25 protein-coding genes and 1 pseudogene are annotated in these 24,006 nt (G+C 61.7%); 11 read left to right on the forward strand and 15 right to left on the reverse strand.

Going from position 1 to position 24,006, the window contains the following annotated elements; all coding sequences use genetic code 11:
* Positions 1-20: 20 nt before the first annotated feature.
* The 8 genes and pseudogenes from hpaI to ACOI6Z_RS22375 all read right to left on the reverse strand — a co-directional run bounded on the left by hpaI (position 21) and on the right by ACOI6Z_RS22375 (position 6,068).
* The gene (hpaI, locus tag ACOI6Z_RS22340) at positions 21-818 is read right to left on the reverse strand and encodes a 4-hydroxy-2-oxoheptanedioate aldolase (RefSeq protein WP_064158450.1); all 798 of its coding nucleotides are present in this window, start codon (positions 816-818) and stop codon (positions 21-23) included.
* 10 nt (positions 819-828) lie between these two features.
* Positions 829-1,632 carry a 2-oxo-hept-4-ene-1,7-dioate hydratase gene (gene hpaH, locus ACOI6Z_RS22345; RefSeq protein WP_002887487.1) on the reverse strand — a complete coding sequence of 268 codons (804 nt, stop codon included), beginning with the start codon at positions 1,630-1,632 and terminating at the stop codon, positions 829-831.
* 108 nt (positions 1,633-1,740) lie between these two features.
* The gene (locus tag ACOI6Z_RS22350) at positions 1,741-2,121 is read right to left on the reverse strand and encodes a 5-carboxymethyl-2-hydroxymuconate Delta-isomerase (RefSeq protein ID WP_064158449.1); all 381 of its coding nucleotides are present in this window, start codon (positions 2,119-2,121) and stop codon (positions 1,741-1,743) included.
* A gap of 9 nt (positions 2,122-2,130) precedes the next feature.
* On the reverse strand, positions 2,131-2,988 hold the full coding sequence (hpaD, locus tag ACOI6Z_RS22355) for a 3,4-dihydroxyphenylacetate 2,3-dioxygenase (protein ID WP_002887492.1): 858 nt from the start codon (positions 2,986-2,988) through the stop codon (positions 2,131-2,133).
* Position 2,989: 1 nt separating this feature from the next.
* Positions 2,990-4,456 (reverse strand): 5-carboxymethyl-2-hydroxymuconate semialdehyde dehydrogenase, encoded by a 1,467-nt coding sequence (hpaE, locus tag ACOI6Z_RS22360; protein ID WP_023291851.1) that lies wholly within the window; start codon positions 4,454-4,456, stop codon positions 2,990-2,992.
* Positions 4,453-5,217: a fumarylacetoacetate hydrolase family protein gene (locus ACOI6Z_RS22365; RefSeq protein WP_044525284.1), complete on the reverse strand. Its 765-nt coding sequence runs from the start codon at positions 5,215-5,217 to the stop codon at positions 4,453-4,455. Before ACOI6Z_RS22365 ends, hpaE begins: the two co-directional genes overlap by 4 nt.
* Entirely contained in the window at positions 5,214-5,846 is a 633-nt protein-coding gene (locus ACOI6Z_RS22370) for a fumarylacetoacetate hydrolase family protein (protein ID WP_049014166.1), read from the reverse strand. The genes ACOI6Z_RS22365 and ACOI6Z_RS22370 overlap by 4 nt, the downstream gene beginning before the upstream one ends.
* 57 nt (positions 5,847-5,903) lie before the next feature.
* Positions 5,904-6,068 (reverse strand): annotated as a pseudogene (locus ACOI6Z_RS22375) (hypothetical protein).
* A 64-nt stretch (positions 6,069-6,132) separates the two neighbouring features.
* Here ACOI6Z_RS22375 and hpaR point away from each other — a divergent pair.
* Complete coding sequence (gene hpaR / locus ACOI6Z_RS22380; protein WP_002887503.1) at positions 6,133-6,573, forward strand: homoprotocatechuate degradation operon regulator HpaR; 441 nt, start codon at positions 6,133-6,135, stop codon at positions 6,571-6,573.
* Positions 6,574-6,576: 3 nt separating this feature from the next.
* Here hpaR and ACOI6Z_RS22385 read toward each other — a convergent pair whose 3' ends face one another.
* Genes ACOI6Z_RS22385 through ACOI6Z_RS22400 form a run of 4 tightly spaced genes read right to left on the reverse strand, consistent with a single transcriptional unit; the run spans position 6,577 to position 10,133 of the window.
* Entirely contained in the window at positions 6,577-7,839 is a 1,263-nt protein-coding gene (locus tag ACOI6Z_RS22385) for an FAD-dependent oxidoreductase (RefSeq protein ID WP_072422430.1), read from the reverse strand.
* Complete coding sequence (locus ACOI6Z_RS22390) at positions 7,820-8,083, reverse strand: (2Fe-2S)-binding protein (RefSeq protein ID WP_032455020.1); 264 nt, start codon at positions 8,081-8,083, stop codon at positions 7,820-7,822. Before ACOI6Z_RS22390 ends, ACOI6Z_RS22385 begins: the two co-directional genes overlap by 20 nt.
* On the reverse strand, positions 8,080-9,189 hold the full coding sequence (locus ACOI6Z_RS22395) for an NAD(P)/FAD-dependent oxidoreductase (RefSeq protein WP_064158448.1): 1,110 nt from the start codon (positions 9,187-9,189) through the stop codon (positions 8,080-8,082). The genes ACOI6Z_RS22390 and ACOI6Z_RS22395 overlap by 4 nt, the downstream gene beginning before the upstream one ends.
* On the reverse strand, positions 9,186-10,133 hold the full coding sequence (locus ACOI6Z_RS22400; protein WP_065812849.1) for a 4-hydroxyproline epimerase: 948 nt from the start codon (positions 10,131-10,133) through the stop codon (positions 9,186-9,188). The genes ACOI6Z_RS22395 and ACOI6Z_RS22400 overlap by 4 nt, the downstream gene beginning before the upstream one ends.
* Before the next feature lie 310 nt (positions 10,134-10,443).
* Here ACOI6Z_RS22400 and ACOI6Z_RS22405 point away from each other — a divergent pair, with 310 nt between their 5' ends.
* From ACOI6Z_RS22405 to ACOI6Z_RS22425, 5 genes are all read left to right on the forward strand, one after another.
* A complete protein-coding gene (locus ACOI6Z_RS22405; protein WP_032455015.1) occupies positions 10,444-11,268 on the forward strand; it encodes an AraC family transcriptional regulator in 825 nt (274 codons plus the stop codon).
* Positions 11,269-11,419: 151 nt separating this feature from the next.
* Complete coding sequence (locus ACOI6Z_RS22410; protein ID WP_004204197.1) at positions 11,420-12,340, forward strand: dihydrodipicolinate synthase family protein; 921 nt, start codon at positions 11,420-11,422, stop codon at positions 12,338-12,340.
* A 14-nt stretch (positions 12,341-12,354) separates the two neighbouring features.
* A complete protein-coding gene (locus ACOI6Z_RS22415; RefSeq protein ID WP_065812850.1) occupies positions 12,355-13,959 on the forward strand; it encodes an aldehyde dehydrogenase (NADP(+)) in 1,605 nt (534 codons plus the stop codon).
* A gap of 15 nt (positions 13,960-13,974) precedes the next feature.
* On the forward strand, positions 13,975-15,576 hold the full coding sequence (locus ACOI6Z_RS22420) for an APC family permease (protein WP_044525289.1): 1,602 nt from the start codon (positions 13,975-13,977) through the stop codon (positions 15,574-15,576).
* Between the two features lie 11 nt (positions 15,577-15,587).
* Entirely contained in the window at positions 15,588-16,604 is a 1,017-nt protein-coding gene (locus ACOI6Z_RS22425; RefSeq protein WP_101995888.1) for an Ldh family oxidoreductase, read from the forward strand.
* A gap of 207 nt (positions 16,605-16,811) precedes the next feature.
* Here ACOI6Z_RS22425 and ACOI6Z_RS22430 read toward each other — a convergent pair whose 3' ends face one another.
* Together ACOI6Z_RS22430 and ACOI6Z_RS22435 are read right to left on the reverse strand one after the other, a co-directional pair.
* The gene (locus ACOI6Z_RS22430; protein WP_032454775.1) at positions 16,812-18,032 is read right to left on the reverse strand and encodes an amino acid deaminase; all 1,221 of its coding nucleotides are present in this window, start codon (positions 18,030-18,032) and stop codon (positions 16,812-16,814) included.
* Between the two features lie 76 nt (positions 18,033-18,108).
* Entirely contained in the window at positions 18,109-18,255 is a 147-nt protein-coding gene (locus tag ACOI6Z_RS22435) for a hypothetical protein (RefSeq protein ID WP_048296605.1), read from the reverse strand.
* Between ACOI6Z_RS22435 and ACOI6Z_RS22440 the strand changes: the two genes are divergently transcribed.
* The 5 genes from ACOI6Z_RS22440 (at position 18,233) to ACOI6Z_RS22460 (ending at position 23,117) form a co-directional block, all read left to right on the forward strand.
* On the forward strand, positions 18,233-19,672 hold the full coding sequence (locus tag ACOI6Z_RS22440; protein ID WP_117129204.1) for an N-acyl-D-amino-acid deacylase family protein: 1,440 nt from the start codon (positions 18,233-18,235) through the stop codon (positions 19,670-19,672). The genes ACOI6Z_RS22435 and ACOI6Z_RS22440 overlap by 23 nt on opposite strands.
* Positions 19,673-19,682: 10 nt before the next feature.
* The gene (locus ACOI6Z_RS22445; RefSeq protein WP_004204205.1) at positions 19,683-20,075 is read left to right on the forward strand and encodes a RidA family protein; all 393 of its coding nucleotides are present in this window, start codon (positions 19,683-19,685) and stop codon (positions 20,073-20,075) included.
* Positions 20,076-20,177: 102 nt separating this feature from the next.
* Positions 20,178-21,662, forward strand: coding sequence for a sodium:solute symporter family protein (locus ACOI6Z_RS22450; protein WP_101976489.1), 1,485 nt, complete (start codon positions 20,178-20,180; stop codon positions 21,660-21,662).
* Positions 21,659-22,531, forward strand: coding sequence for a 2-dehydro-3-deoxygalactonokinase (locus ACOI6Z_RS22455; protein ID WP_117129205.1), 873 nt, complete (start codon positions 21,659-21,661; stop codon positions 22,529-22,531). The genes ACOI6Z_RS22450 and ACOI6Z_RS22455 overlap by 4 nt, the downstream gene beginning before the upstream one ends.
* Entirely contained in the window at positions 22,518-23,117 is a 600-nt protein-coding gene (locus ACOI6Z_RS22460) for a 2-dehydro-3-deoxy-6-phosphogalactonate aldolase (RefSeq protein WP_023291861.1), read from the forward strand. Before ACOI6Z_RS22455 ends, ACOI6Z_RS22460 begins: the two co-directional genes overlap by 14 nt.
* Here ACOI6Z_RS22460 and ACOI6Z_RS22465 read toward each other — a convergent pair.
* Positions 23,114-23,977: a MurR/RpiR family transcriptional regulator gene (locus ACOI6Z_RS22465; protein ID WP_032429092.1), complete on the reverse strand. Its 864-nt coding sequence runs from the start codon at positions 23,975-23,977 to the stop codon at positions 23,114-23,116. The genes ACOI6Z_RS22460 and ACOI6Z_RS22465 overlap by 4 nt on opposite strands.
* Between the last annotated feature and the right edge of the window lie 29 nt (positions 23,978-24,006).

Here is a 24,006-nt window from a genome sequence, read left to right on the forward strand (position 1 = left end):
TTGCGCTCCACATTATCCGTTCAATAGACGGATTTATTGTTATCGGTTGTGGTCGTTGCGGTGTGGGTAAAACGGGCCGCCAGCGCTTCTGCGCCGCGCGCCAGCAGGGTGGTATCGACGCCGACGGCGACGAACAGCGCGCCCAGTTCGAGATAGCGCTTCGCCAGCGCTTCATTGGCCATCAGGATCCCCGGCGCCTTACCGGCCTGACGGATTTGCTGGATGGCCTGTTCAATGGCGGCCTGCACTTCCGGGTGCTGCGGATTGCCGCCATGGCCCATATCGGCGCTGAGGTCCGCCGGGCCGATAAACACGCCGTCCACCCCGTCGACATCGAGGATCTGCGGCAGATTTTTCAGCGCTTCGCGGGTTTCAATCTGTACCAGGACGCACATCGCGTCGTTGGCCTGGTGAAGATAATCCGGCACCCGATTCCAGCGCGAGGCGCGGGCCAGCGCGCTGCCGACGCCGCGAATGCCGGCGGGCGGGTAGCGGGTGGCTCTGACCGCCAGCCTCGCTTCGTCGGCGTTCTGCACCATGGGCACCAGCAGGGTTTGCGCGCCGATATCCAGCAGCTGTTTGATCTGCACCGGGTCGTTCCACGACGGGCGGACCACCGGCTGGCTGGGGTAGGGGGCGATGGCCTGAAGCTGGGTCAGCACCGTTTGCACATTGTTGGGCGCGTGTTCGCCGTCGATCAGCAGCCAGTCGAAGCCGGCGCCGGCCAGCAGTTCGGCGCTGTAGCTACTGCACAGCCCCAGCCACAGGCCGATTTGCGGACGCCCGGACTTGAGCGCCGCTTTAAAAGCGTTGTTCATGTTGCTCTCCTCAAACAAAGCGGCAGCTGATGGCGCCCATGTTGCCGTAGTCGACGTGGAAGGTATCGCCCTTGCGCGCCGGGACCGGACGGGTGAAGGAGCCGCCGAGGATAATTTGGCCGGCTTCGAGCTGGACATCGTACGGCGCCAGTTTGTTGGCCAGCCAGGCCACGCCGTTGGCCGGGTGATTGAGCACCCCCGCGGCGACGCCGGTCTCCTCAATCACGCCGTTGCGATACAGCAGGGCGGAGATCCAGCGCAGATCCAGCTCGTCGGGCTTGATCGGGCGGCCGCCGAGGATCACCCCGGCGTTGGCGGCGTTATCGGAAATGGTGTCGAACACTTTACGCGGGCGCTGGGTTTCCGGGTCGATGTTGTGGCAGCGGGCGTCAATCAGCTCCAGCGCCGGGATCACGTAGTCAGTGGCGTTGTAGACATCAAACAGGGTGCAGTTCGGGCCGCGCAGCGGTTTGGCCAGCACGAACGCCAGCTCGACTTCGATACGCGGAACGATAAAGCGGTCGGTGGGGATATCGCTGCCGTCGTGGAAGAACATATCGTCAAGCAGTGCGCCGTAGTCCGGCTCGCTGATCTGCGAGCTGGCCTGCATGGCTTTTGAGGTCAGGCCGATCTTGTGGCCTTTGAGTACGCGGCCTTCGGCGATCTTCATCTCGACCCACTCGCGCTGGACGGCGTAGGCGTCCTCAATGGTGATCGACGGATAATCCAGCGAGATCGCGCGGATCTGTTCACGCTGTTTTTCGGCCTGATTCAGCCGCTGGGCAATCAGGGTTCGGGTCTGTTTATCGAGCATAGTGATTCCTGTGGCATTGTATTGCCGGATGGCGCTTCGCTTATCCGGCCTACAAATTCATGGCCGCTGTAGGCCCGGTAAGCGCAGCGCCACCGGGCAATTTGCACGTTATTTAAATAAGGCGTGCACGTTGTTCTGTTTGTAGTTCAGCGTCGGATCGAGCTCTTCCATGGCGAACGACAGCGCCAGGTAGCGGCTCTCCATCAGCGCCGCGAAGTGGGATTTGATCAGCGCGAACAGCATATCTCCCACGTCCTGACGGCTCTCCAGGCTGCGCCCGGAGCCGATCTTCAGCGTCATATGGACAAAGGCGTAATCCTGCCTGCCGTCGGCCATCTGCCAGGTATCCAGCCAGTGGGCACGGCTGCGGATCCCGCCGATCGGAAAGATGCCGGTAGCGGCCAGCGCCTCGTTGACTTTGGCGAACAGACCTGGCAGATCGGCCTGCTCGCGGATGTTGTCGGTACATTCGGCGATAAAATGCGGCATGGGGCCTCCTTACGCCTGCGCCGGCAGCGGGAACACGGCGTTAACCTGGCCGGTGCCGGAGCTGGCGAACAGCTCGGTGATAAACTCCACCTTGCCGTCGTATTTATCCCAGCCCAGCAGGCCAAGCAGCATCACCGTGTCGTGCATGTTGCCTTCGCCGTAGCAGTAGTCGGCGTACTCCGGCAGCATGGTGCAGAACTCTTTAAATTTGCCCTCGCGCCACAGCTTCACCACCCGCTCATCCATCTGATGATCGAACTCGCGGGTGTAGCTATTCATCCCCTCTTCGGCGCGCTGATCGTCGATAAAGCGGTGCGACAGCGAGCCGCTGGCCAGCACCGCCACGGTGCCGTCATATTTCTCAATGGCTTTGAGGATCGCTTCGCCCAGCCTGCGGCTGTCGGCAAAGTCGTGAACGGTACAGAAGGCGGAAATGGACACCACCTTGAAGTGCTTATCGCTGTTCATGTAGCGCATCGGCACCAGGGTGCCGTACTCCAGCTTCAGGCTCGGAATATTGTGCGCTTTGGCGCGCACCCCAAGCTTCACCGCCTCGTCGGCGATGAGCTGACCCAGCTCCGGGTTGCCGTCATAGTCGTAGGTCATGTCGCGAATAAAGTGCGGCAGTTCGTTACTGGTGTAGACGCCCTGGAAATGGTCGGCGCAGTTGATGTGGTAGGCGCTGTTGACCAGCCAGTGGGTATCGAACACGATGATGGTATCGACGCCCATTTCCCGGCAGCGCTTGCCAATTTCTTTATGCCCGTCGATAGCGCCCTGGCGGCAGCCGTGGTTTTTCCCCGGCAGCTCAGACAGGTACATCGACGGCACGTGAGTGATTTTTGCTGCTAACGCTAACTTACCCATATCAGACTCCCCATTTCGGGATCGGATGGTCGCCCATCGAGATGCAGACGTTTTTCATTTCGGCGAACACTTCAAAGCTGTACTCGCCGCCTTCGCGGCCGGTGCCAGAGGCCTTCACGCCGCCGAACGGCTGACGCAGGTCGCGGACGTTCTGGGTGTTGACGAACACCATCCCGGCTTCAATACCGCGCGCCAGACGCAGCACTTTGCTGACGTCCTGGGTCCAGATATACGACGCCAGGCCGTATTCCACATCGTTCGCCAGGCGCAGCCCTTCCGCCTCGTCTTTGAACGGCAGCAGGCAGGCGACCGGGCCAAAAATCTCTTCCTGCGCGACGCGCATACGGTTGTCGACATCCGCCAGCACTGTCGGGCGCAGGAAATTGCCGGCTTTCAGATGCGCCGGCAGGTCGGACGGTTTATCCGCGCCGCCGGCCAGCAGGGTCGCCCCTTCTTCAATGCCGAGGCGGATATAGCCGGAGACTTTCTCCCAATGTTGCTGGCTAATCAGCGCGCCAACCTGGGTGTTCGGGTCGGTTGGATCGCCGACGCGCAGGCGGTTAGCGCGCTCGGCGAAGCGCTTAACGAACTCGGGGTAGATGCTCTGCTGAATGAAAATGCGCGAGCCGGCGGTGCAGCGTTCGCCGTTGATCGAGAAGATGGTGAACAGCGCGGCGTCGAGGGCGCGCTCAATATCGGCGTCTTCGAAAATCAGCACCGGCGATTTGCCGCCCAGCTCCATGGAGTACTTTTTCAGCCCGGCATTTTTCATGATGTTGCGCCCGGTGGCGGTACCGCCGGTAAACGATACCGCGCGCACGTCATGGTGGCGTACCAGCGCATCGCCCGCCGTCGCGCCGTAGCCCTGCACCACGTTCAGTACCCCCGCCGGAATACCCGCTTCCAGCGCCAGTTCGCCCAGACGGTCGGCGGTCAGCGGCGACAGCTCGGACATCTTCAGCACCGCGGTATTCCCCAACGCCAGGCACGGCGCCACCTTCCAGGTGGCGGTCATAAACGGCACGTTCCACGGCGACACCAGCGCGCAGACGCCCACCGGCTGCACCAGGGTGTAGTTCAGCATCTTGTCGTCGACCGGATAGGTCTTACCGTTCATCTGCTGGCACACTTCGGCGAAAAACTCGAAATTGTGGGAGGCGCGCGGGATCAGCACGTTTTTGGTCTGGTGGATAGGCAGACCGGTATCGGCGGTTTCCATCGCCGCGATCTCCGGGACGTTCTGATCGATCAGATCCCCGAGGCGGCGCATCAGGCGCGCGCGCTCTTTCATCGGCAGGTTAGCCCACTTCGGGAAGGCCTCTTTCGCCGCCGCTACCGCCTGATGGACTTCGGCTTCACCGCCGGCGGCGACTTCCGCCAGCACTTCGCCGGTGGCCGGGTTGGTGGTATGAAAATAGTCTGCGCCGGCAACGTTTTTACCGTTGATCCAATGGTTAATCTTTTTCATGACAGTGTCTCCTCATACGCTTGCTGGCTGATGATATGGTTGACCAGGCGGCCCACGCCCTCGACTTCAACGATCACCTCGTCGCCTGGCACCACGTCGGACAGCCCTTTCGGCGTGCCGGTGGCGATCATGTCGCCCGGTTGCAGGGTCATAAATTCGCTTAAGTAAGCGATGAGAAACGGGATGCTGAAGATCAGATCGGCGGTGGTGCCCTGCTGGCGCAGCTCGCCATTGACCCAAGTGCGCAGGGCCAGATTATGCGGATCCGGGATCGCCTCTTTGCCGACGATCCACGGGCCGATCGGCGTCAGGGTATCGCGGCTTTTCACCCGCAGGTTTGGCCGGTAGTAGTTTTCCAGATAGTCGCGGATCGCGTAGTCGTTGCAGACGGTATAGCCGGCGACATAGTCCATGGCCTCGGCTTCGCTGACGCGGCGGGCGGTTTTACCGATCACCACCACCAGCTCAGCTTCGTAGTGCATGTATTCCACGTTATCCGGGCGTACCGACTGCTGCTGGTGGCCAGTAAAGGTGTTTGGCGCTTTGATAAACACCAGCGGCTCGGTTGGCGGCTTAAACGCCAGCTCGCTGGCGTGGTCGGCGTAGTTCAGCCCCAGCGCGAACAGCGTGCCGTCGGCGGGCGGCAGCCAGCGGAATTCACCTTCTTTCAATACCGTGCCATCGTCCAGGCGCACCTGGTCGCGTTCATCGACCACCGCATCGCGTACCTGTCCCTGCCATTCAATACGTGCCTGTTTCATGCCAGCTCTCCTTCTGCGACAACCGGGTTTTCCAGCGCCGGGAAGCCCTCGGCGAGAATGCGTACGCGATCGCCGGGACGCAGCGTAACGCGGGAGTGGGGCGTACCGATGAGGATCGCGTCGCCGGGATTGAGGGTGGCGAACTCGCTCAAGGCGCTCAGCAGCTGCGCGGCGTTACGCTGCAGATCGCCGGTATGCCAGCTGTCCGCTTCGCGGCCGTTGATTTCGGTGATGATGGTCAGGTTATCAACGTTGCGCACCGGCGACAGCGCGCCGACGGGGCAGAAACCATCGCGGCACTTGGCCTTGATCGCCGGGCGATAAAAACTCTCTTCCGGCAGGCTGACGTCGTTCGCCAGCGCGTAGCCGGCGATATAGTTCGCTGCCTCTTCCGCCGCCACCTTGCGCGCGGTTTTGCCGACAATCAGCGCCACGGTGGCGCCGCTTTGCACGGTTTCGCCCTGCGGATAGGGGATCGCCTCGCCATCGCCAATCACGGTATTGCGCGGCTTGATAAACCAGACCGCGGTTTTCGGCGGCGTTTTGTAGGGGGCCTGTTGAAACGCCTCGCGCCAGGCGTCGAGCTGGCTGCGATGATTGAGCGCAACGGCGAAGATGGTACCTTTCATTCACCACTCCTCTGGGACTGATTTCGGTTCAAAGGGATTTCGTTAATATATTAATGATCATCTTTTATGCTTTGCGATGAGGTTTAGCAACTGGAAGTGAATGTTTTGTGATCGGATTAACACAATATTTACATATCAATAACTTATTCGTTATTAATCAAATAGTTGAATATTTTTCTGGGAAAGGCTGGTACTTTTCAGGTGCAGAAACCGGTTGTACATGGCAGGATTAAAGCTAATTATTAAGTTGTTAATAAGTTTTAGATGAGGCCGTTGAGGGGATACTATGCATGATTCATTAACCATTGCCTTGTTGCAGGCGCGTGAAGCGGCGATGGCCTACTTTCGACCGATCGTCAAACGACACAATCTCACCGAACAGCAGTGGCGGATCGTGCGTATCCTCGCCGAACGTCCGTCAATGGACTTTCACGATCTGGCTTTTCGCGCCTGTATTCTGCGCCCCAGTCTGACCGGGATTTTGACGCGCATGGAGCGGGATGGACTGGTGCTGCGGCTGAAGCCGGTTAACGATCAGCGCAAGCTGTACGTCTCGCTGACGCCTGCCGGAACCGCGCTGTACGAAAGCGCCCAGGCGGAGGTGGAAGAAACCTATCGCCTGCTGGAGGCTCAGTTCACTACGGAAAAGCTGCAGCAACTGACCTCGCTGCTGGAGGAGTTTATTGCGCTTGGCGTCCCTGCCGGGCGCGGTGATGAAGAAGAGTAGCGGTTACGGCTCGGCGCTCAGCCTGGCGAGGGCAATAAGCGTTTCCGCACGGGCGGGAGACAGCGGCTCTCTCGGCTGCGGCAGCGGCCAGCCATACAGCCAGCGGGCGCTGGCGGCGCAGGTGCGCCCCTGACAGGCGCCCATTCCGCAGCGCTGGGTAAGCTTGGCCTGTAGCCAGTCGTCGGCGGCTGCCACATCGCCGCAGCGCACATCTTCGCAACGGCACAGCAGGCTCTCCGGCGTCGCCGCGTTTTTCAACGACTCCGCCAGCCGGAAGGTGCGGTTGATGGCCGTGGCGAAGCGCTGCCAGCGGGCGCGACGGGCAAATAACGCCTGGGCCTGCTGGCTGGCCCCGGCGGCGGCATACCCGGCGATTTCGCCCTCCGCCAGCGCCAGCTCGCTCCCGCCGAAACCGGTGCACTCCCCGGCGGCGTAAATATCCGCGAGGCTGGTCTGCTGCCAGCGGTTAACCTGGATCGCCTCCTGCGCCGTGGCGCAACCGAACAGCAGCCCCGTCTCGATATTGGGAACCAGCCCGTAGCCGATAGCCAGCCGATCGCAGGCGACAGTCCGCTCGACGCCGCGCTGGCGCAGCGTCACGGCTTCCAGCCGCGTTGCGCCGTGGGCGCGGATCGCCTGGGCGCCGCTAAGATAGCCTTTCGGAGCCAGCGTCGCTAACTGGCGCAGCTTCTGCGGCCAGCGCCACAGCCCGCTGGCGAAGCGCAGCAGCGCCGGGAGCGGCGCTTGCTCAACGATATTCGTTACCTGGCCTCCGGCCTTGTTCACCGTATCCGCCACCGCCAGCAGCAGCGGGCCGCTGCCGGCAATCACCACTTTTTCGCCTTTCAGCGACAGGCCATGTTTGATCTGCGCCTGCAGGCCGCCCGCGCTGGTCACGCCGGGTAAGGTCCAGCCGGGAAAGGGCAGCGACAGCTCGCGCGCGCCGCAGCAGAGGATCAGTTTCTGCCAGTAAACCACGCCACCGCCGTCGGCGGTTTCAAACAGCACGCTGCGCGCGGAGGGGCGGGCAATCAGCCGCGCGCCGTTCACCACCCGGATGGCGGCAGACGCGGCGATGGCGTCGCGGTAGCGCCGGGCCAGGGCGGGCAGCGTCGCCTGCGGGCCGGCGCGCCAGATTTGCCCTCCGGGGGCGGGGTTATCGTCGAGAATAATGACCTGTTTATCGCAGGCGGTGGCAGCGAGGGCTGCCGCCATGCCGGCGGGGCCGGCGCCGAGGATTAAAATGTCACAGCGCAGCGTGTACATAGCGGCTCCTTTCTATTTGCATACCGGCCCGGCACAGGGTCTGGCAGGCCAGCACCCGCCGGCCGTCAACGGTGATCCGGCACTCCTGGCAGACCCCCATGCCGCAAAACGGCGCGCGGGGGTCGCCGTTAACCGCCTGGCGGGTGGTGGGATCGCCGGTCAACGCCAGCGCTGCCGCCACGCTGATACCTTCCGGCACCGTCAGCGCTTCGCCATCGACAGTGATATTGAGCGTGCTATTCATGCGATCGCCTCCTGATGGTACAGACGGGCCGGGAGCCAGGCCTCAGGCGCCAGCGGGCAGCGTTCGCCGAGGATCTGCGCCGCCAGCAGCTCAGCCGTCGCCGGGGCGGTGGTGACCCCCAGTCCTTCATGGCCCAGCGCCAGCCATACACCGCGGCGCGTGGGGTGCGGGCCGATCAGCGGATTGCCATCCTGCGAGGCGGCGCGCAGGCCGCTCCAGCAGCGGATGATATTCAGCGTCGCCAACGCCGGCACAAAATGGCGGGCGCGGTCGAGCATCTGCCCCAGCAAGGGGAGATCCAGCTGGCGCTCGCGATTATCGAACTGGCGCGAAGAGCCAATCAGCAACTGGCCAGTGGGCCGCGGCTGCAGGTTAAACGCTACCGAGGTACCGCCGCCGTGGGCGCTGGCGCCGTAGCCCAGCTCAACCAGCTGGTGATGCACCCGCGGCCCGTAGCGATCGGTAATTGCCAGCTGACCCTTCCTGGGCCGCAGCCAGTTTTCCGCCAACAGCGTATTGGCCTCCAGGCCGCAGGCCACCACGATGGCCCGCGCCTGTAGCCGTTTGCCGCTGGCGAGCAGCACCTCCGGTTCGGTAATCGCCTGCGCGCTGTCGTGCAGGCAGGTGAGATGGTCTCCGGCATCGGCCATCAGCCAGCGGGCGACGTTTGGCGCGTAGACGATGCTGTCGCCGGGTACCCATAGCCCGCCGGCCAGCCCGCTGCGCAGTAGCGGCTCGCGCCCGGCGATCTGCTGTGGGGTCTGCAGTTCGCTGTGGATCTGATAGCCAGCCAGCCGCCGCTGTTTTTCACCCGCGACGGCCATCTCTTCTTCGCTTTCCGCCAGCCACAGCGTGCCGCAGCCGCGCCAGGCGCAAGTGGCGGGCATCCGCGGGGTGATGGCGCGCCAGCGCGCCAGCGACCACGCCGACAGCGCCAGTTCGGCGGGGTCGTCATCCATGCACACCAGATGGCCCATACCCGCCGCCGTGGCGCCGGGTTGACCGTCATCGATAAGCGTCACTTTCTGCCCCCGCTTCGCCAGCTGCCACGCGCAGGCGGCGCCGATGATCCCGGCGCCGATCACGATGACATCGCACGGCTTCACGGCGCGATCCCCCAGCAGAAGGGATCGTCCGGGTTGAGGATCAACTGGTTATCGCCGCACACCCAGGCTTCGCCGCGGATCGTTGGAATGATGCCTGCGGCGGCGCGCTGGTAGCTGGCGGTAAACTGGCTGCCGATGATGCTGGCCTGGCGCCAGATCGCTCCCGGCTGGAGTTTGCCATCCTGCGCCAGGCAGGCCAGCTTGGCGCTGGTGCCGGTGCCGCACGGCGAACGATCCCAGGCCTTTCCCGGACAGAGTACGAAGCTGCGGCTGTCGGCGGCATCGTCATCGGCGAACAGCTCGATATGGTCGATAACGCCGCCGTCGTCGCCGCGGATCCCCGCAGCCTCCAGCCCCTCGCGCACCGCCCAGGCGTAGTCGGTGAGCTGTGGAATGTGCGCCGGGGTAATGGCGAACGGGTGATCGTTAATCAGGAAAAACCAGTTGCCGCCCCAGGCAATATCGCCGATGACGGGACCCCGCGCGGTCTCCACGCGGACCTGCTTTTTCCAGCGGCGGGCCGGAACGTTTTGCACCGATACGCTGCCATCGTCGTGCAACGTGGCGCTTACGTCGCCGACCGGGGTTTCAATCAGATGGACGCCTGGCTGGATACGGCCAAGCCACGCCAGCGAGGCGATAAGCCCGATGGTGCCGTGGCCGCACATATTCAGAAAACCGGCGTTGTTGAAGAAAATGACGCCAGCGGTGGCCGCCGCCGAGATCGGTTTGCAAAGCAGCGCGCCGACCAGCACATCGCTGCCGCGCGGTTCGAGAATCACCGCCTGACGCCAGCGATCGAAGTCACGGGCGAAACGGTCGCGACGCTCCGCCATGCTGCCGCCGCCGAGGTCGGGGAAGCCGTCAACGATCAGGCGGGTGGGTTCGCCGCCGGTGTGTGAATCAATGGCTCTCAGCGCAATAGGGGGGCGTGGCGCGGTCATTCTGCTCTCCGAAAGTTAACAACATGTTTCATCATGCTGGCGCAACCCGTGACGGGCGGCTTGAACGCTTTCGGCAGAGATAATGACGAAATCGGCATAATAGCGCTGGGGGGATGTTCATATGGTGCATAATTATTTCTTATTAATCATTCTGTTAATGGCGTGGTAAACCGAAAGTGGCGATTGCGCCAGTGGATAAACCAGGGGAAGGCGTAAAGCGGATCCAGGATCGCAAAACCGGCGGTTGCCGCTTGAGGTGTTAACAGGAAGTGAATAAATATCCTTCGGTCACTTACCATGAGGAAGCCCTATGATCGGTGTGTCTGAAGCGGCGCCGCCGCGCGCTGTTAATCAACCGGAGCTGGCGGTCGATGAGCTGAGCCAGATCTGCGAAGGGCTGGCGCGCCAGCGGCCGGAGAATATGGCGGCGCTGCTCAATGCCCTGGCGCTGATCGCCCCCTTGCTCAATGCCATCCCCAACGTGGTCTTTTTTATCAAAGACAGCGAAGCGCGTTATCTGCTGGCGAATCTGACGCTGGCCCGCCGCTGCGGTTTCAAAACCGTCTCCTCGCTGCTGGGGAAAACCTCCGCCGACGTCTTTCCTTCCGCGCTGGGTCAGGGTTACACCGAACAGGATCTTCGGGTATTGCGGGAGGGCGTGACCCTGCGCGACCAGCTGGAAATGCATCTCTACAATGGCCGGGAACGCGGCTGGTGCCTGACGCAGAAGCTGGCGCTGCGCGATGTCCGCGGACAGGTGATCGGCATGGCCGGGATCTCTCACGATCTGCAGGAGGCCCACGCCCGCCATCCGGCGTGGCAGCGGCTGGCGATCGTCGACGATCATATCCGCCGCCACTATCACCGGCCGATCGCCATGGAAGAGCTGACCGCCTTGAGCGGGATGTCGATTGCGCAGATCGAGCGCTACTGCAAACGGATCTTTCATCTCACGCCGCGGCAGATGATCCACAAAGTGCGTCTGGAAAAAGCCACCGAATTGCTGGCCGGCGACACGCCGATTACCGATATCGCTTTGCAGTGCGGCTATACCGATCACAGCGCCTTCAGCCGCCAGTTCAAAGCGATGACCGGCTCGACGCCGCGCGATTTTCGCCTGACGCTGCAGGGATAACGGCTGGCTCACACTTTTGTCGACTGTGCTAATTTCGTCATCGGATTAAGGGAAAACCGACAAGCCGCCGGTTCCGCGACGCGTCAATCTGTCAGTGAATATTCACCAATCATTCACCTCGACTTAACAAAATGACGACAAGGAACCGAGCATGAGCAATAAAGCGATTCACTGGAGCGGCGTATTCCCGGCGGTTAGCACGCAGTTTCGTAGCGATTACTCCCTCGATTTAGACGCCACCCACGCGGTGATGAAAAACCTGGTCAAAGATGGCGTTTCCGGGCTGGTGGTGTGCGGCAGCGTAGGGGAGAACACCTCCCTGAGCACTGATGAAAAATTGCAGATTATCGAAGTGGCGAAAGATGCCGCCGGCGGCAAAATTCCGGTGATCGCCGGGGTGGCCGAGTTCACCACCGCCTTTGCCCAGAAGATGGCGAAAGAGGCGGAGCGCGTCGGCGTCGACGGGATCATGGTGATGCCGGCGCTGGTCTACTCCTCAAAACCGCATGAAACCGCCGCTCACTTCCGCAGTGTGGCCACCGCCACCGACCTGCCGATCATGGTCTACAACAACCCGCCGATTTACAAAAACGACGTGACGCCGGACATTCTCGCCACCCTGACCGATTGCGACAACATCGTCTGCTTTAAAGACTCCTCCGGCGATACCCGCCGCTTTATCGACCTGCGTAACACCGTTGGCGACCGCTTCGTGCTGTTTGCCGGGCTGGATGACGTGGTGGTGGAAAGCATCGCCGTCGGCGCGGAAGGGTGGATCTCCGGAATGTCCAACGCCTTCCCGCGCGAAGGGGAAACGTTATTCCGTCTCGCCCGCCAACAGCGTTACGAAGAAGCGATGGCGCTGTACCGCTGGTTCATGCCGCTGCTGCATCTCGATGCGCGTCCGGATCTGGTGCAGTGCATCAAGCTGTGCGAAGAGCTACTCGGGCGCGGCAGCGCTGTGACCCGTCCGCCGCGTCTGGCGCTGGAAGGCGAAACGCGCCAGCAGGTGGTGGCGATCGTGGAACAGGCGCTGGCGACTCGTCCTGCCCTGCCGGACGTTGGCCTCTGAGCACAGGAGTCAGTATGAATGCATCTCAAACCACGGCGGGACGGCAGTTTATCGCCGGACGCCGCGTTGCCAGCGGCGAAGCGACGCTATTGAGCCTGCGGGCGGTGGATGGCGAGGCCACCGGCCATCGCTTTTATCCGGCTTCCCACGCGGAGGCCGCCCAGGCCGCGGAGGCGGCGCAGCAGGCGTTTGCCATTTATTCACAGACCGCGCCGCAGCAGCGGGCGCACTTTCTCTGCGCCATTGCCGATGAGCTGGACGCGCTGGGGGAGGCGTTTTTTGCTATCGCCGAACAGGAGACCGCGCTGCCGCTGGCGCGGCTGCAGGGCGAGCGGGCGCGAACCAGCGGCCAGTTGCGGATGTTTGCTGGCGTGATCCTGCGCGGGGATACCTTCGCCGCCCGTATTGATACCGCCTTAGCCGACCGTCAGCCGCTGCCGCGCCCGGACCTGCGTCAATATCAGCAGGCGTTAGGGCCGGTGGCGGTGTTTGGCGCCAGCAACTTTCCGTTGGCCTTTTCCACCGCTGGCGGCGATACCGCCTCGGCGCTGGCGGCTGGCTGCCCGGTGGTGGTGAAGGCCCATGCGGGCCATATGGCCACCGCCGAGCTGACCGCTGACGCGATCGTCCGGGCGGTCGCGCGGTGTGGGTTACCCGGCGGCGTATTCAATATGATTTTCGGGACGGATATCGGCGCCGAATTAGTCCGCCATCCAGCGATTCAGGCCGTTGGCTTTACCGGCTCGCTGGCTGGCGGTAAGGCGCTATATCAGCTGGCGCAGCAGCGCCCGCAGCCAATCCCGCTGTTTGCTGAAATGTCGGCGATTAACCCGCTGATTATTCTGCCGCAGGCGCTGCAGACGCGGGCCGAGGCGCTGGCGAACGCGCTGGTGGCGTCATTTACCCTCGGCGGCGGCCAGTTCTGTACCCGTCCGGGGCTGATTCTGGCGCTGTGCGGCGCCGGACTGGAACGCTTTAAGTCGGCGCTGTGCGCGGCGGTAGCGGGCTGCGCGCCGCAGGTGTTGCTCAATGCGCCGACCCTTCAGCACTACCGCCAGGGCGTGGCGGCGCTGGCGGCGCATCCGCGTATCGAGAGGCTGGCGAGCGGCCTCGCCGCCGGCGCCGGGGAGGCGCAAACCCAGCTGTGGCAGGCTCAGGTCGAGGATCTGCTGGCGCAGGATACGCTGCTGCAGACCGAAGTTTTCGGCCCGCTATCGTTGCTGGTGGAAGTGGACGACGCGGCCCAGCTGCAGGCGGTGGTGAAAGCGCTGCAAGGACAGCTCACCGCGACGCTGCACGCGGAAGCGGACGACGGCCCGCTGGCGGCGAGTCTGCTACCGCTGCTGTGTGAGAAGGCCGGACGGGTGCTGTTTAACGGTTATCCCACCGGCGTGGAAGTGTGCGATGCGATGGTCCACGGCGGCCCATGGCCGGCGACGACCGATGCGCGCGGGACGTCGGTCGGCAGCCGGGCGATTGAGCGTTTTCTGCGCCCGGTCTGCCTGCAGAATGCGCCGGCCGCCCTGTTACCGCCGGCGCTGCAGGATGCGAACCCTTTAAACCTGCTGCGCCTGGTCAACGGCCAGTGGACCCGGGAAGCGATTTCCTCCTCTCATTGACGCAAGGGCATCACCATGACCATTCACACTACGCATAACAGTCAAACACGCGTTGCGGAGTCGGGTAAGTTTAAAAAACAGCTGACTCTGACCGACCTCACCTTTATCGGCCTGGGGGCGATCTTCGGCTCCGGATGGTTATTCGCCGCCAGCCATGTGGCATCCATTGCCGGTCCGGCCGGTATCGCGTCGTGGGTGATCGGCGGCTTTGCAGTGCTGCTGCTGGGGATTGTCTACTGCGAGCTGGGGGCGGCGCTGCCGCGCGCCGGCGGCATTATTCGTTACCCGGTCTTTTCCCACGGTGAGCTGATGGGTTATCTGCTGGGGTTCATCACCCTGATCGCCTTCTCCAGCCTGATCTCGATAGAAATTGTCGCCGCCCGGCAATATGCCGCGGCCTGGTTTCCGGCGCTGACCCAGCCGGGCTCCAGCTCGCCGACGCTGCTGGGGTGGGGGGTGCAGTTCCTGCTGCTCTGTTTCTTCTTCGCGCTGAACTACTACAGCGTCAAGACCTTCGCCCGCTCGAACAACTTCATCAGCGTGCTCAAGTTTCTGGTGCCGCTGCTGGTGGTGGTCACGCTGTTCGCCTTCTTTAAACCTGAGAACCTGCATGCTCAGGGCATTGCGCCGTTTGGTATGTCCGGGGTGGAAGCGGCGATCAGCGCCGGGGGAATTATCTTCGCCTATCTGGGACTGACGCCGATTATCTCGGTGGCCAGCGAAGTACAAAAGCCACAGCGGACTATCCCTATCGCGTTGATTTTATCAGTGGTGCTGTCGACGATTATCTACGTGCTGCTGCAGTTGGCGTTCCTTGGCAGTATTCCCACCGAGATGCTGAACGGCGGTTGGGCCGAAGTGAGCAAACAGTTCTCGCTGCCGTATCGCGATATCGCCATTACCCTCGGCATGGGCTGGCTGGCCTTTATGGTGATAAGCGATGCGATCATCTCCCCGAGCGGCACCGGCAATATCTATATGAACGCGACGCCGCGGGTGATCTACGGCTGGGCGAAGGCGGGTACTTTCTTTAAAGCCTTTACCCATATTGATAAAGCGTCCGGTATTCCGCGCCCGGCGCTGTGGCTGACCTTTGGGCTGTCGATTTTCTGGACGCTGCCGTTCCCCTCCTGGGAACAGCTGATAAGCGTGGTGTCGGCGGCCCTGGTGCTGAGCTACGCCATCGCCCCGGTGACCGCCGCCGGGCTGCGCCGCAACGCCCCGGATCTGCCGCGGCCGTTCCGCGTGCGCGCCTTCGGCATCATCGGCCCGGTGTCGTTTATGGTCTCGGCGCTGATCGTCTACTGGTCCGGCTGGAATACGCTCTCGTGGCTGCTGGGGCTGCAGATCGTGATGTTTGTGGTGTATGTGATGTGCAAAGGCAAGGTGCCGGAACATACCGTGAGCCTGGCGCAGCAGGTGAAGTCTTCGCTGTGGCTGATCGCTTTTTATGCGTTGATTATCCTCTTTTCCTGGCTGGGCAGCTTCGGCGGGCTTAATGTTATTGGTCACCCCTGGGATACGGTGCTGGTGGCGGCGATGTCGCTGGGGATTTATTACTGGGGCGCGCGCAGCTGTCTGCCGCAGGCTAATTTTAGCGGAGACGAAGAAGAGTAAAGGAGAACAGTATGGGGTCGGTAACTCTATCGTTACCAGAAGCTTATGACCTGGCGCTGGCGGTGCTCAGCGCCAATGGATTCAGCGCCGACCACGCGGCGGCCATCGCCCGTAACGTGGCTGCCGGGGAGCGCGACGGCTGCGCTTCCCACGGCCTGTGGCGGCTGTTGGGCATTGTCGATACCTTGCGTAAAGGTAAGGTTTCGCCTGATGCCGAGCCGCAGATCCACGACCAGGCGCCGGCGATTGTGCGGGCGGATGCCGGGGGCGCCTTTTCGCTGCTGGCCTACGAACGCGCGCTGCCGCTGCTGCTGGAGAAAGCGCGGCATAGCGGTATTGCGGCGCTGGCGATTAACCGCTGCGTCCATTTTTCCGCGTTGTTTGCCGATATTGAACCGTTGACTGAGGCAGGGCTGGTGGGGCTGGCCTGTACGCCAAGCCATGCCTGGGTCGCCCCGGCGGGCGGCACCCGTCCGCTGTTCGGCACCAACCCTATCGCCTTTGGCTGGCCGCGGCGGGAGGAACCGCCGTTTATTGTGGATATGGCGACCAGCGCCGCGGCGCGCGGCGAGATCCAGCTGCATCAGCGCGCTGGCAAAGCGCTACCGGAAGGATGGGGAATCGACAGCCAGGGGCAGCCGACTACCGATGCCACAGAGGTACTGAACGGCGCGATGTTAACCTTCGGCGGCCATAAGGGCTCGGCGCTGGCGGCAATGGTTGAGCTGCTGGCCGGGCCGCTTATCGGCGATATGACCAGCGCCGAATCGCTGGCGTGGGATAACGGCGCGGGCGGTTTACCCTACGGCGGAGAACTGATTCTGGCGCTGGATCCGCAGCGTTTTCTCGGCGCGCAGGCACAGGAGCAGCTGGCGCGCGCCGAAACCCTGTTCAATGCGATGCAGGATCAGGGCGCGCGGCTGCCGGGCGAGCGGCGTTTCGCCTGCCGCCAGCAGAGTGAGCGGCAGGGGGTCGCCATCAGCCATTCATTGCATGATGAGATTTGCGCCTTGCGCCAGGGCGGGTAAGGCGCGAATCGCCGTCCCCCGGGACATCCCCCGGCTTGCGCTACGCTTAGCCGGGCTACCGAACGTCGCGGGTTGTGTAGCCCGGGTAAGGCGCGGAGCGCCGTCACCGGGGCATCCCCCGGCTTGCGCTACGCTTAGCCGGGCTACCGAACGTCGCGGGTTGTGTAGCCCGGGTAAGGCGCGGAGCGCCGTCACCCGGGATGCCTGTCAAAACAGCGTCTCGAGCTCGTCCAGCACGTTGTAGTCGTCATCGACCAGCAGCAACGTCTTCCACTTATCAAAGGTCAGACACGGATGCGAGGTGCCGAACAGCAGAATATCGCCGACCTGCACATCGCTGCCCGGCGCCAGGCGCAGCATACAGTGCTGATCCATGATGCCGATGCTGACGATCGACTCAGCGCGCAGCGCTAACTCCCTGCCGTGACGATAATGGGCGATCGGCTGCGGCAGCCCGGCGTCGAAAGCGCAGTCGCGCTTGCCGAAATTCACCACCGCACGATCTGCCTCCGGCACCGATTGCACCATTGCCATCAGCTCCAGCGCTGAAGTGAGATCGCCGGCGAGATCGCAGGCAATCGGATCGCGGGCGATCAGCGCTTGTTGGGCGAGATCGTAGATCCCGCGATCGTGGGTGATATAACAGCCAGGGCGAATGACGATACGGCAGCGGCGCGGTTTTGCCGCCGCCAGCCAGATGTTGCACACCACGTCATACCAGACGGTGCCCGCGCCGGTGAGAATAAATTCGCCGTCAACCAGCGGCTCCATGCGGCAGGCTAGCGCTGCAGCCTGTTGTAATAGCGCTTCCACCTGCGGTTGCGGATCGTCGCCGTGCAGGACCCCTTCATACAATTCCAGACCGCGTAGCCGTAGCCCCGGCAGGTCGCTGACCCGCTGCGCCAATGCCAGCGCGTCATCCACGCTACGACAGCCGCAGCGCCCGCCCGGCACGCCAAGTTCAATCAGCACATCCAGCGTTTGCCCCTGGGCGGCGAAGAACGCGGAGAGGGCGCGCACGTTGGCCTCGCTATCGACACAGCAGATAAAATCCACTGCCCGGTAGTGGGCTTTTAGCTGCGCGACCACCTGCATATTGGCCTTACCGACCAGCTGATTGACCATCAGGACGCGCTGGATGCCGCTGGCCATCGCCGCGCTGGCCTGCCAGGCGCTGCCCACGCCGATCCCCCACGCTCCCGCTCGCTGCTGCGCCTGAAATATCCATGGCGTCATTGTCGTTTTACCATGCGGCGCCAGCGATACGCCGCGGGCATCGGCGTAGCGCTGCATCCATGAAATATTATTTTCCAGCGCCGACTTTTTTAGCAGCGCGGCAGGCAGACAGCCCTCTTCAGCCAGGAGATTAGCCGGCGCGGACATGAGGGCGGATTTGTGCGGAATGAGCGGTGCTGAATGGTATTTCATAACACTTTCCTTTCAGGGTTTATAATCGGTGAGTTGCTGGGTATCAGTTATAACTATTTGATAATAATGATTTTAATTAATAATTGTTGTTTCTTTTGAATAAAAGTATCACAAAATGATCTGGTTTTTGCGTAGTTTTCCACTGTTTTTTGCACTTGTAAATGGTTAACTTGTCGGTATGTCGAAAGGGAGTAATTGCTATGAAAGTTGACTGGCTTTTCAAAAACGTCACGGTGATCGACGGGAGCGGCGGGCCGCAATACCGTGCCGATGTGGCGGTGAAGGGCGACCGAATAATGGCTATCGCTCCGGCGCTTGACGTCGCGGCGGAGCAGGAGATAGATGGTCAAGGGCGGGTACTGGCGCCTGGCTTTATCGATGTTCACACCCATGACGATATCAACGTCATCCGTATGCCGGAGTATCTGCCTAAGCTCAGCCAGGGGGTGACAACCGTGATCGTCGGCAACTGTGGGATCAGCGCGGCAACCGCCACCATGCGCGGCGAGGTGCCGGACCCGATGAATCTTCTCGGCGAACGACAGCACTTTATCTATCCCACCGTCGAAGCCTATGCCCATGCGGTAGAGGCCGCGCGACCCTCGCTTAACGTCGGGACGCTGATTGGGCACACCGCGCTGCGCAATAACCATATGGATGACCTGTTCCGCCCGGCGAGCGAGACGGAAATCGCCGGCATGCGCATACAGTTGCGCGATGCGCTGCGCCAGGGCGCTTTAGGACTGAGCACGGGACTTGCCTACGCCAGCGCCTTCCAGTCGACCACCGAAGAAGTGATGGCGCTCGCTGAGGAGTTGACGGCAGAGGGGGGAATTTACACCACCCACCTGCGTTCGGAGTTCGAGCCGATTCTGGAGGCGCTCGACGAGGCGTTCCGTATTGGTCGCCACGGCAACGTGCCGGTGGTGGTCTCGCACCATAAGTGCGCCGGCGCGAAAAACTGGGGTCGCACGAAGGAGACGCTGGCTTTCTTCGATGAGATGCGCCAGCGCCAGGAGATCGCCTGCGACTGTTACCCCTATTCCGCCAGCTCGTCGACGCTGGATATGAAGCAGGTCACCGATGAGTTCGATATCGTCATCACCTGGTCGGAAGCACAGCCCGAGCAGGCCGGAAAAACGCTGCAGCAGATCGCCGATGAATGGCAGGAGAGCCTGCACGACGCCGCGGCGCGGCTGATGCCGGCAGGCGCTATTTATTACAACATGGACGAGCAGGACGTACGACGGGTGCTGGGTTATCCGGTGACCATGATTGGCTCCGACGGGCTGCCGAACGACCCGATGCCGCATCCGCGGCTGTGGGGCGCGTTTCCGCGGGTCCTGGGCCACTACTGCCGCGATGAACGCCTGTTTCCGCTGACTACCGCGATCCACAAAATGACCGGGCTGTCGTCGGCGCGCTTCCAGCTGGCGGATCGTGGGCTGGTAAAAGTGGGCTATTACGCCGACCTGGTGCTGTTTGACCCGCTGACGGTGCGCGATGTCGCCAGTTTCTCCGACCCGAAACGTCCGGCGGACGGTATTGAGGCGGTGATGGTTAACGGCGTGATGAGCTACGGCAGCGACAAAAAGATTATCGGGCGCGCGGGGCGTTTCCTGCGCCGCCGAATGAACTGAGGAGTGAAAAATGAGTATTAAACGTTATGGCGTAGAGGGCGGTACCGGTACCGGCGGGCAGCACCTGCCGTTCGCGCGGGCGGTGGAAGCGGGAGGCTGGCTGTACGTCTCCGGCCAGACGCCGATGAAGGACGGAGAAGTGGTGGAAGGCGGGATTGTCGACCAGTCGCGTCTGGCGATTCAGAACTGCGTAGATATCATGACCGAAGCGGGCTACACCCTGGCCGACGTGGTGCATGTTAAAGTGATCCTCACCGATGCGCGCTATTTTCAGTCTTTCAATAAAGTCTTCCGCGAGTTCTTTGGCGACAACCCGCCTGCCCGCATCTGCTGCGTAGCGGACCTGGTGGTGGATTGTAAAGTCGAAGTGGATGTGACCTGTTATAACGCTTCTCGCGCATAAAAAGTTAGTAACCAGAAATATAAACAGTCATTTTGAGCGCTGAAATAATTCAGCGCTTCGTAGCCTTTTACCTTTACAAAATTAACTGGCAGGATGTGAATTATGAATAGTCATGTCTTTTTAGTCGGCTTTATTATTTACGCGTTGGCCATGATTTGGCTTGGTTGGTACGTGTCCCGTCATCAAAAAAGCGGTGAGGATTTTTTACTCGGCGGCCGTTCTTTGCCGCTGTTCCTGACGCTGGGGTCCACCGTGGCGACCATGGTGGGAACCGGTTCAAGCATGGGCGCTGTCGGCTTCGGCTACAGCAATGGATGGGCCGGGATGCTCTACGGCGTGGGCGGCGCCATTGGTATTTTACTGGTGGCCTGGCTGTTTGCGCCGGTGCGAAAGCTGCGCTTTATGACCATGAGCGAAGAGCTTTCTTATTACACAGGGGGCAGCCATTTAATTAAAAACCTCGTCGGGATAATGATATTTATTGCCTCAATTGGCTGGCTGGGGGCGCATATTCTTGGCGGGAGTATGTATTTAGCCTGGGCGACAGGAATTAATCTGACGGTGGCAAAAATTATTATTGCCATGGCGTTTGCGATTTACGTCATTATCGGCGGTTATTCTGCGGTGGTGTGGACGGATACCATTCAGGCATTAATTCTGTTTTTCGGTTTTATCCTGATGGCGATTCTGGCAGTGGTTCACGTCGGGGGCTGGGATGCCATCGTTCAGGCGATGGATCCCAAGGCGATGAGCCTGTTTGCGGTCGATAAGTTGGGGGCCATTCCGGCGCTATCGCTGGCGATGGTCATCGGCGTCGGCGTGCTGGCGACCCCTTCCTATCGCCAGCGTATTTACTCGGGAAAAGACGTCTCTTCGGTGCGGCGCTCGTTTGTCTATACCGGCGTGCTGTATCTGTTTTTCTCGGTGCTGCCGGCGATCATCGGCATGGCGGCCTGGACGATGAACCCCAATCTTGAGAACAGTAACTACGCCTTCCTGTTCGCCACCAGCTTCTTACCGGCGATCCTCGGGCTGGTGGTCCTGATTGCCGGACTTTCCGCCACCATGTCTTCGGCCAGCTCCGATGCGATAGCCGCCGTGGCCATCATGATGCGGGATGTCTATACCCTCGTTACCGGAAAAATGCCGCCGGCGCATAAGGCGATAACGCTCTCTCGCTGGATGCTGGCGTTCGTCATCGGCCTGGCGATGATCTTCGCCCTGACCTCGAACGATATCATCAGCTATATCACCAAAATGATCTCCATGCTGATGTCCGGGCTCTTCGTCTGTTCCATTCTCGGCCGCTTCTGGCTGCGCTTTAACTGGCAGGGCGCGCTCACCGCGCTGCTGAGCGGCATGCTGGTGTCTATTGTGGTTCTGGTTAAGGCCGACTGGCTGGCTTACTGGGGCAATCCATGCATTCCGTCGGTCGTTGGCAGCTTTGTTTCCGCTATTTTTGTCACCGTCATGACGCCAGCCAGCAAAATCAGCCGTCAGCAGGCGCTGGAAATGATTACCCAGGAGCGGGAAGGGGAGGCGATCCCGGCGAAGACGGCGGTGCAGCTCTCAGGAGAAGCACAATGAAAGATTATATTGCCGTCGACTGGGGCTCTACCCAGCTGCGCGGCTGGCTGATTCGCAACGGCCAGTGCGTCGAAACGAAGCAGCTGCCGCTGGGTATTACCCGCCTGAACGGACGATCGCCTGCCGATGTATTCGCGGAGCATTTGGCCCCCTGGCGCGGCGCACAGGCGCTGCCGGTGCTGATGGCCGGGATGATCGGCAGCGACGCGGGCTGGCAGGCGGTGCCGTATCTGGACTGTCCGGCGGCGATCGACGCCCCCGGGCGGCAGCTATGCGCCGTTGCTGAAGGCGTGTGGATTATTCCCGGCCTCAAGATTGAACAGGATGGGGATTTCAACGTGATGCGCGGCGAAGAGACGCAGCTGCTGGGGGCCTGCCAGCTGGCGCCGGCGGAGTGTTACGTGCTGCCGGGCACCCACTGCAAATGGGTCCAGGTGGCGGGCGGCGAGGTGCGTCATTTTGCCACGGCGATGACCGGCGAACTGCATCATCTGCTGATGACGCAATCGCTGATCGGCAAAGGGCTGCCTGCCCAGCAGCCGGACGAGGCGGCGTTTGAACGGGGGCTGGAAAAAGGGCTGGCGCAGCCGTCGCTGATTAGCGAACTGTTTGTCGCCAGGGCCGCCCGGGTGCTGGGCGGTCTGGCGGCGAGCTCGGTCAGCGATTACCTCTCCGGGCTGCTGATTGGCGCGGAGGTAGCGACCCTGGGGCAGCGTTTCCGTACTTCTGCCGTCACGCTGGTTGGCGACCCGGCGCTGAATGCCCGCTACGGTCGGGCGATGAAGGCGCGCGGAATGACGGTTAACAGCTGCAGTGGCGATGAGGCATTGCTGGCTGGCATGGCGAGGATAATGCATGAACAAGATTAAGCTGGTGGCGATTTTACGCGGCATTCAACCCGCTGAGGCGGCAGATCATATTGAGACGCTAATCAATGCAGGCTTTCGCTATATCGAAATCCCGCTCAATTCGCCAGACTGGCAGCAGAGTATTCCGCAGATGGTTGCGCGGTTTGGCGAGCAGGCGATGATAGGCGCGGGAACGGTACTGCGCGTGGAACAGGTCGATTTTCTCGCTGAGGCCGGGGCGAAGCTTATTGTGACGCCGAATACCCAGCCTGCGGTGATCCGTCAGGCAGTGGCGCACGGAATGCAGGTTTGTGCCGGATGCGCCACCGCGACTGAGGCGTTTAACGCGCTGGATGCCGGGGCGCAGTGGCTGAAGATATTTCCGTCTTCTGCTTTCGGTCCGGACTACATTCGGGCGTTGAAAGCGGTGCTGCCGTCGGAGGTGCCGGTGCTGGCGGTGGGCGGCGTGACGCCGGAGAATCTGGCAACCTGGATGCGGGCTGGGTGCGCCGGAGCCGGCCTGGGCAGCGATCTTTATCGCGCCGGACAGGCCGTGGAACGTACCCGCCTGCAGGCGGAGAGGTTTATCGCCGCTGCCGGTGGCTAGTCGCCAAGAGGCTGGCGATCGACGCCGCCGCGGTGGCTGTCGAGGGCCAGCTTAATACGACGTAATTTGCCTTTTGCCTGAGTTTTGTTGGCCATCGCCAGTTCGGTGGCCAGCACATCGACCATCGCCAGCATCGCATAACGCGAAGTGCTGGGCTTGAAGATATAGTCGTTTTCCCGCACCAGCAGCGGCAGCACCAGATCCGCCTGCTCAGCCAGCGGCGTCCCGGCGGGGGTAATCGCAATGACCTTCGCGCCGTACTGGCTGGCAATCGCCGCGCTCTCGATGATCTCCGGGGTATAGCCGCCCAGAGACAGCACAATCACCACATCCTGCGGCGTCACCGCCGAGCTCATCATGCGTACCAGCAGACCATCGCTCTGACTGACGACCGGAAGACCAAGACGAAACAGGCGATATTGAATCTCCTGAGCGCAGATGGTTGACCCGCCGCCCATTCCAAGGGCGAGGATCTGCCGCGCTGCACTCAACCAGCTCACCGCACGCTTCAACGCCTCGATATCCAGCGCCCGGCGATTGGTCTCCAGCACGCTAATGATTGACTCATAGATCCCCTGTACGCCTTCGAGGTCCGGAACATCGAGGATAAACCGCTGGCCGACCGCAAGGGATTGCGCAAGCTTCATCTTCAGCTCACGGACGTCTTTACAGCCGAGCGCCCGGGCAAAACGGGTGACCGACGCCTGGCTGGTCTGAGTCAGACGCGCTATTTCGGCGATGGGTAGCTCCGCCGCCGCCGCGACATCATCGAGAATAAACTGCGCGATGCGTTTTTCGGTCGCCGTGAGCTCCACAAAGCGATCGGTAATACAGGAAATAATATCGATTGACCAGGACATACGGGTAGCAACAGGTAAGTTTTGATTGG

The organism is Klebsiella sp. C239 (assembly GCF_048822715.1).
In the GTDB taxonomy this organism is placed as follows: Bacteria; Pseudomonadota; Gammaproteobacteria; order Enterobacterales; family Enterobacteriaceae; genus Klebsiella; species Klebsiella quasipneumoniae.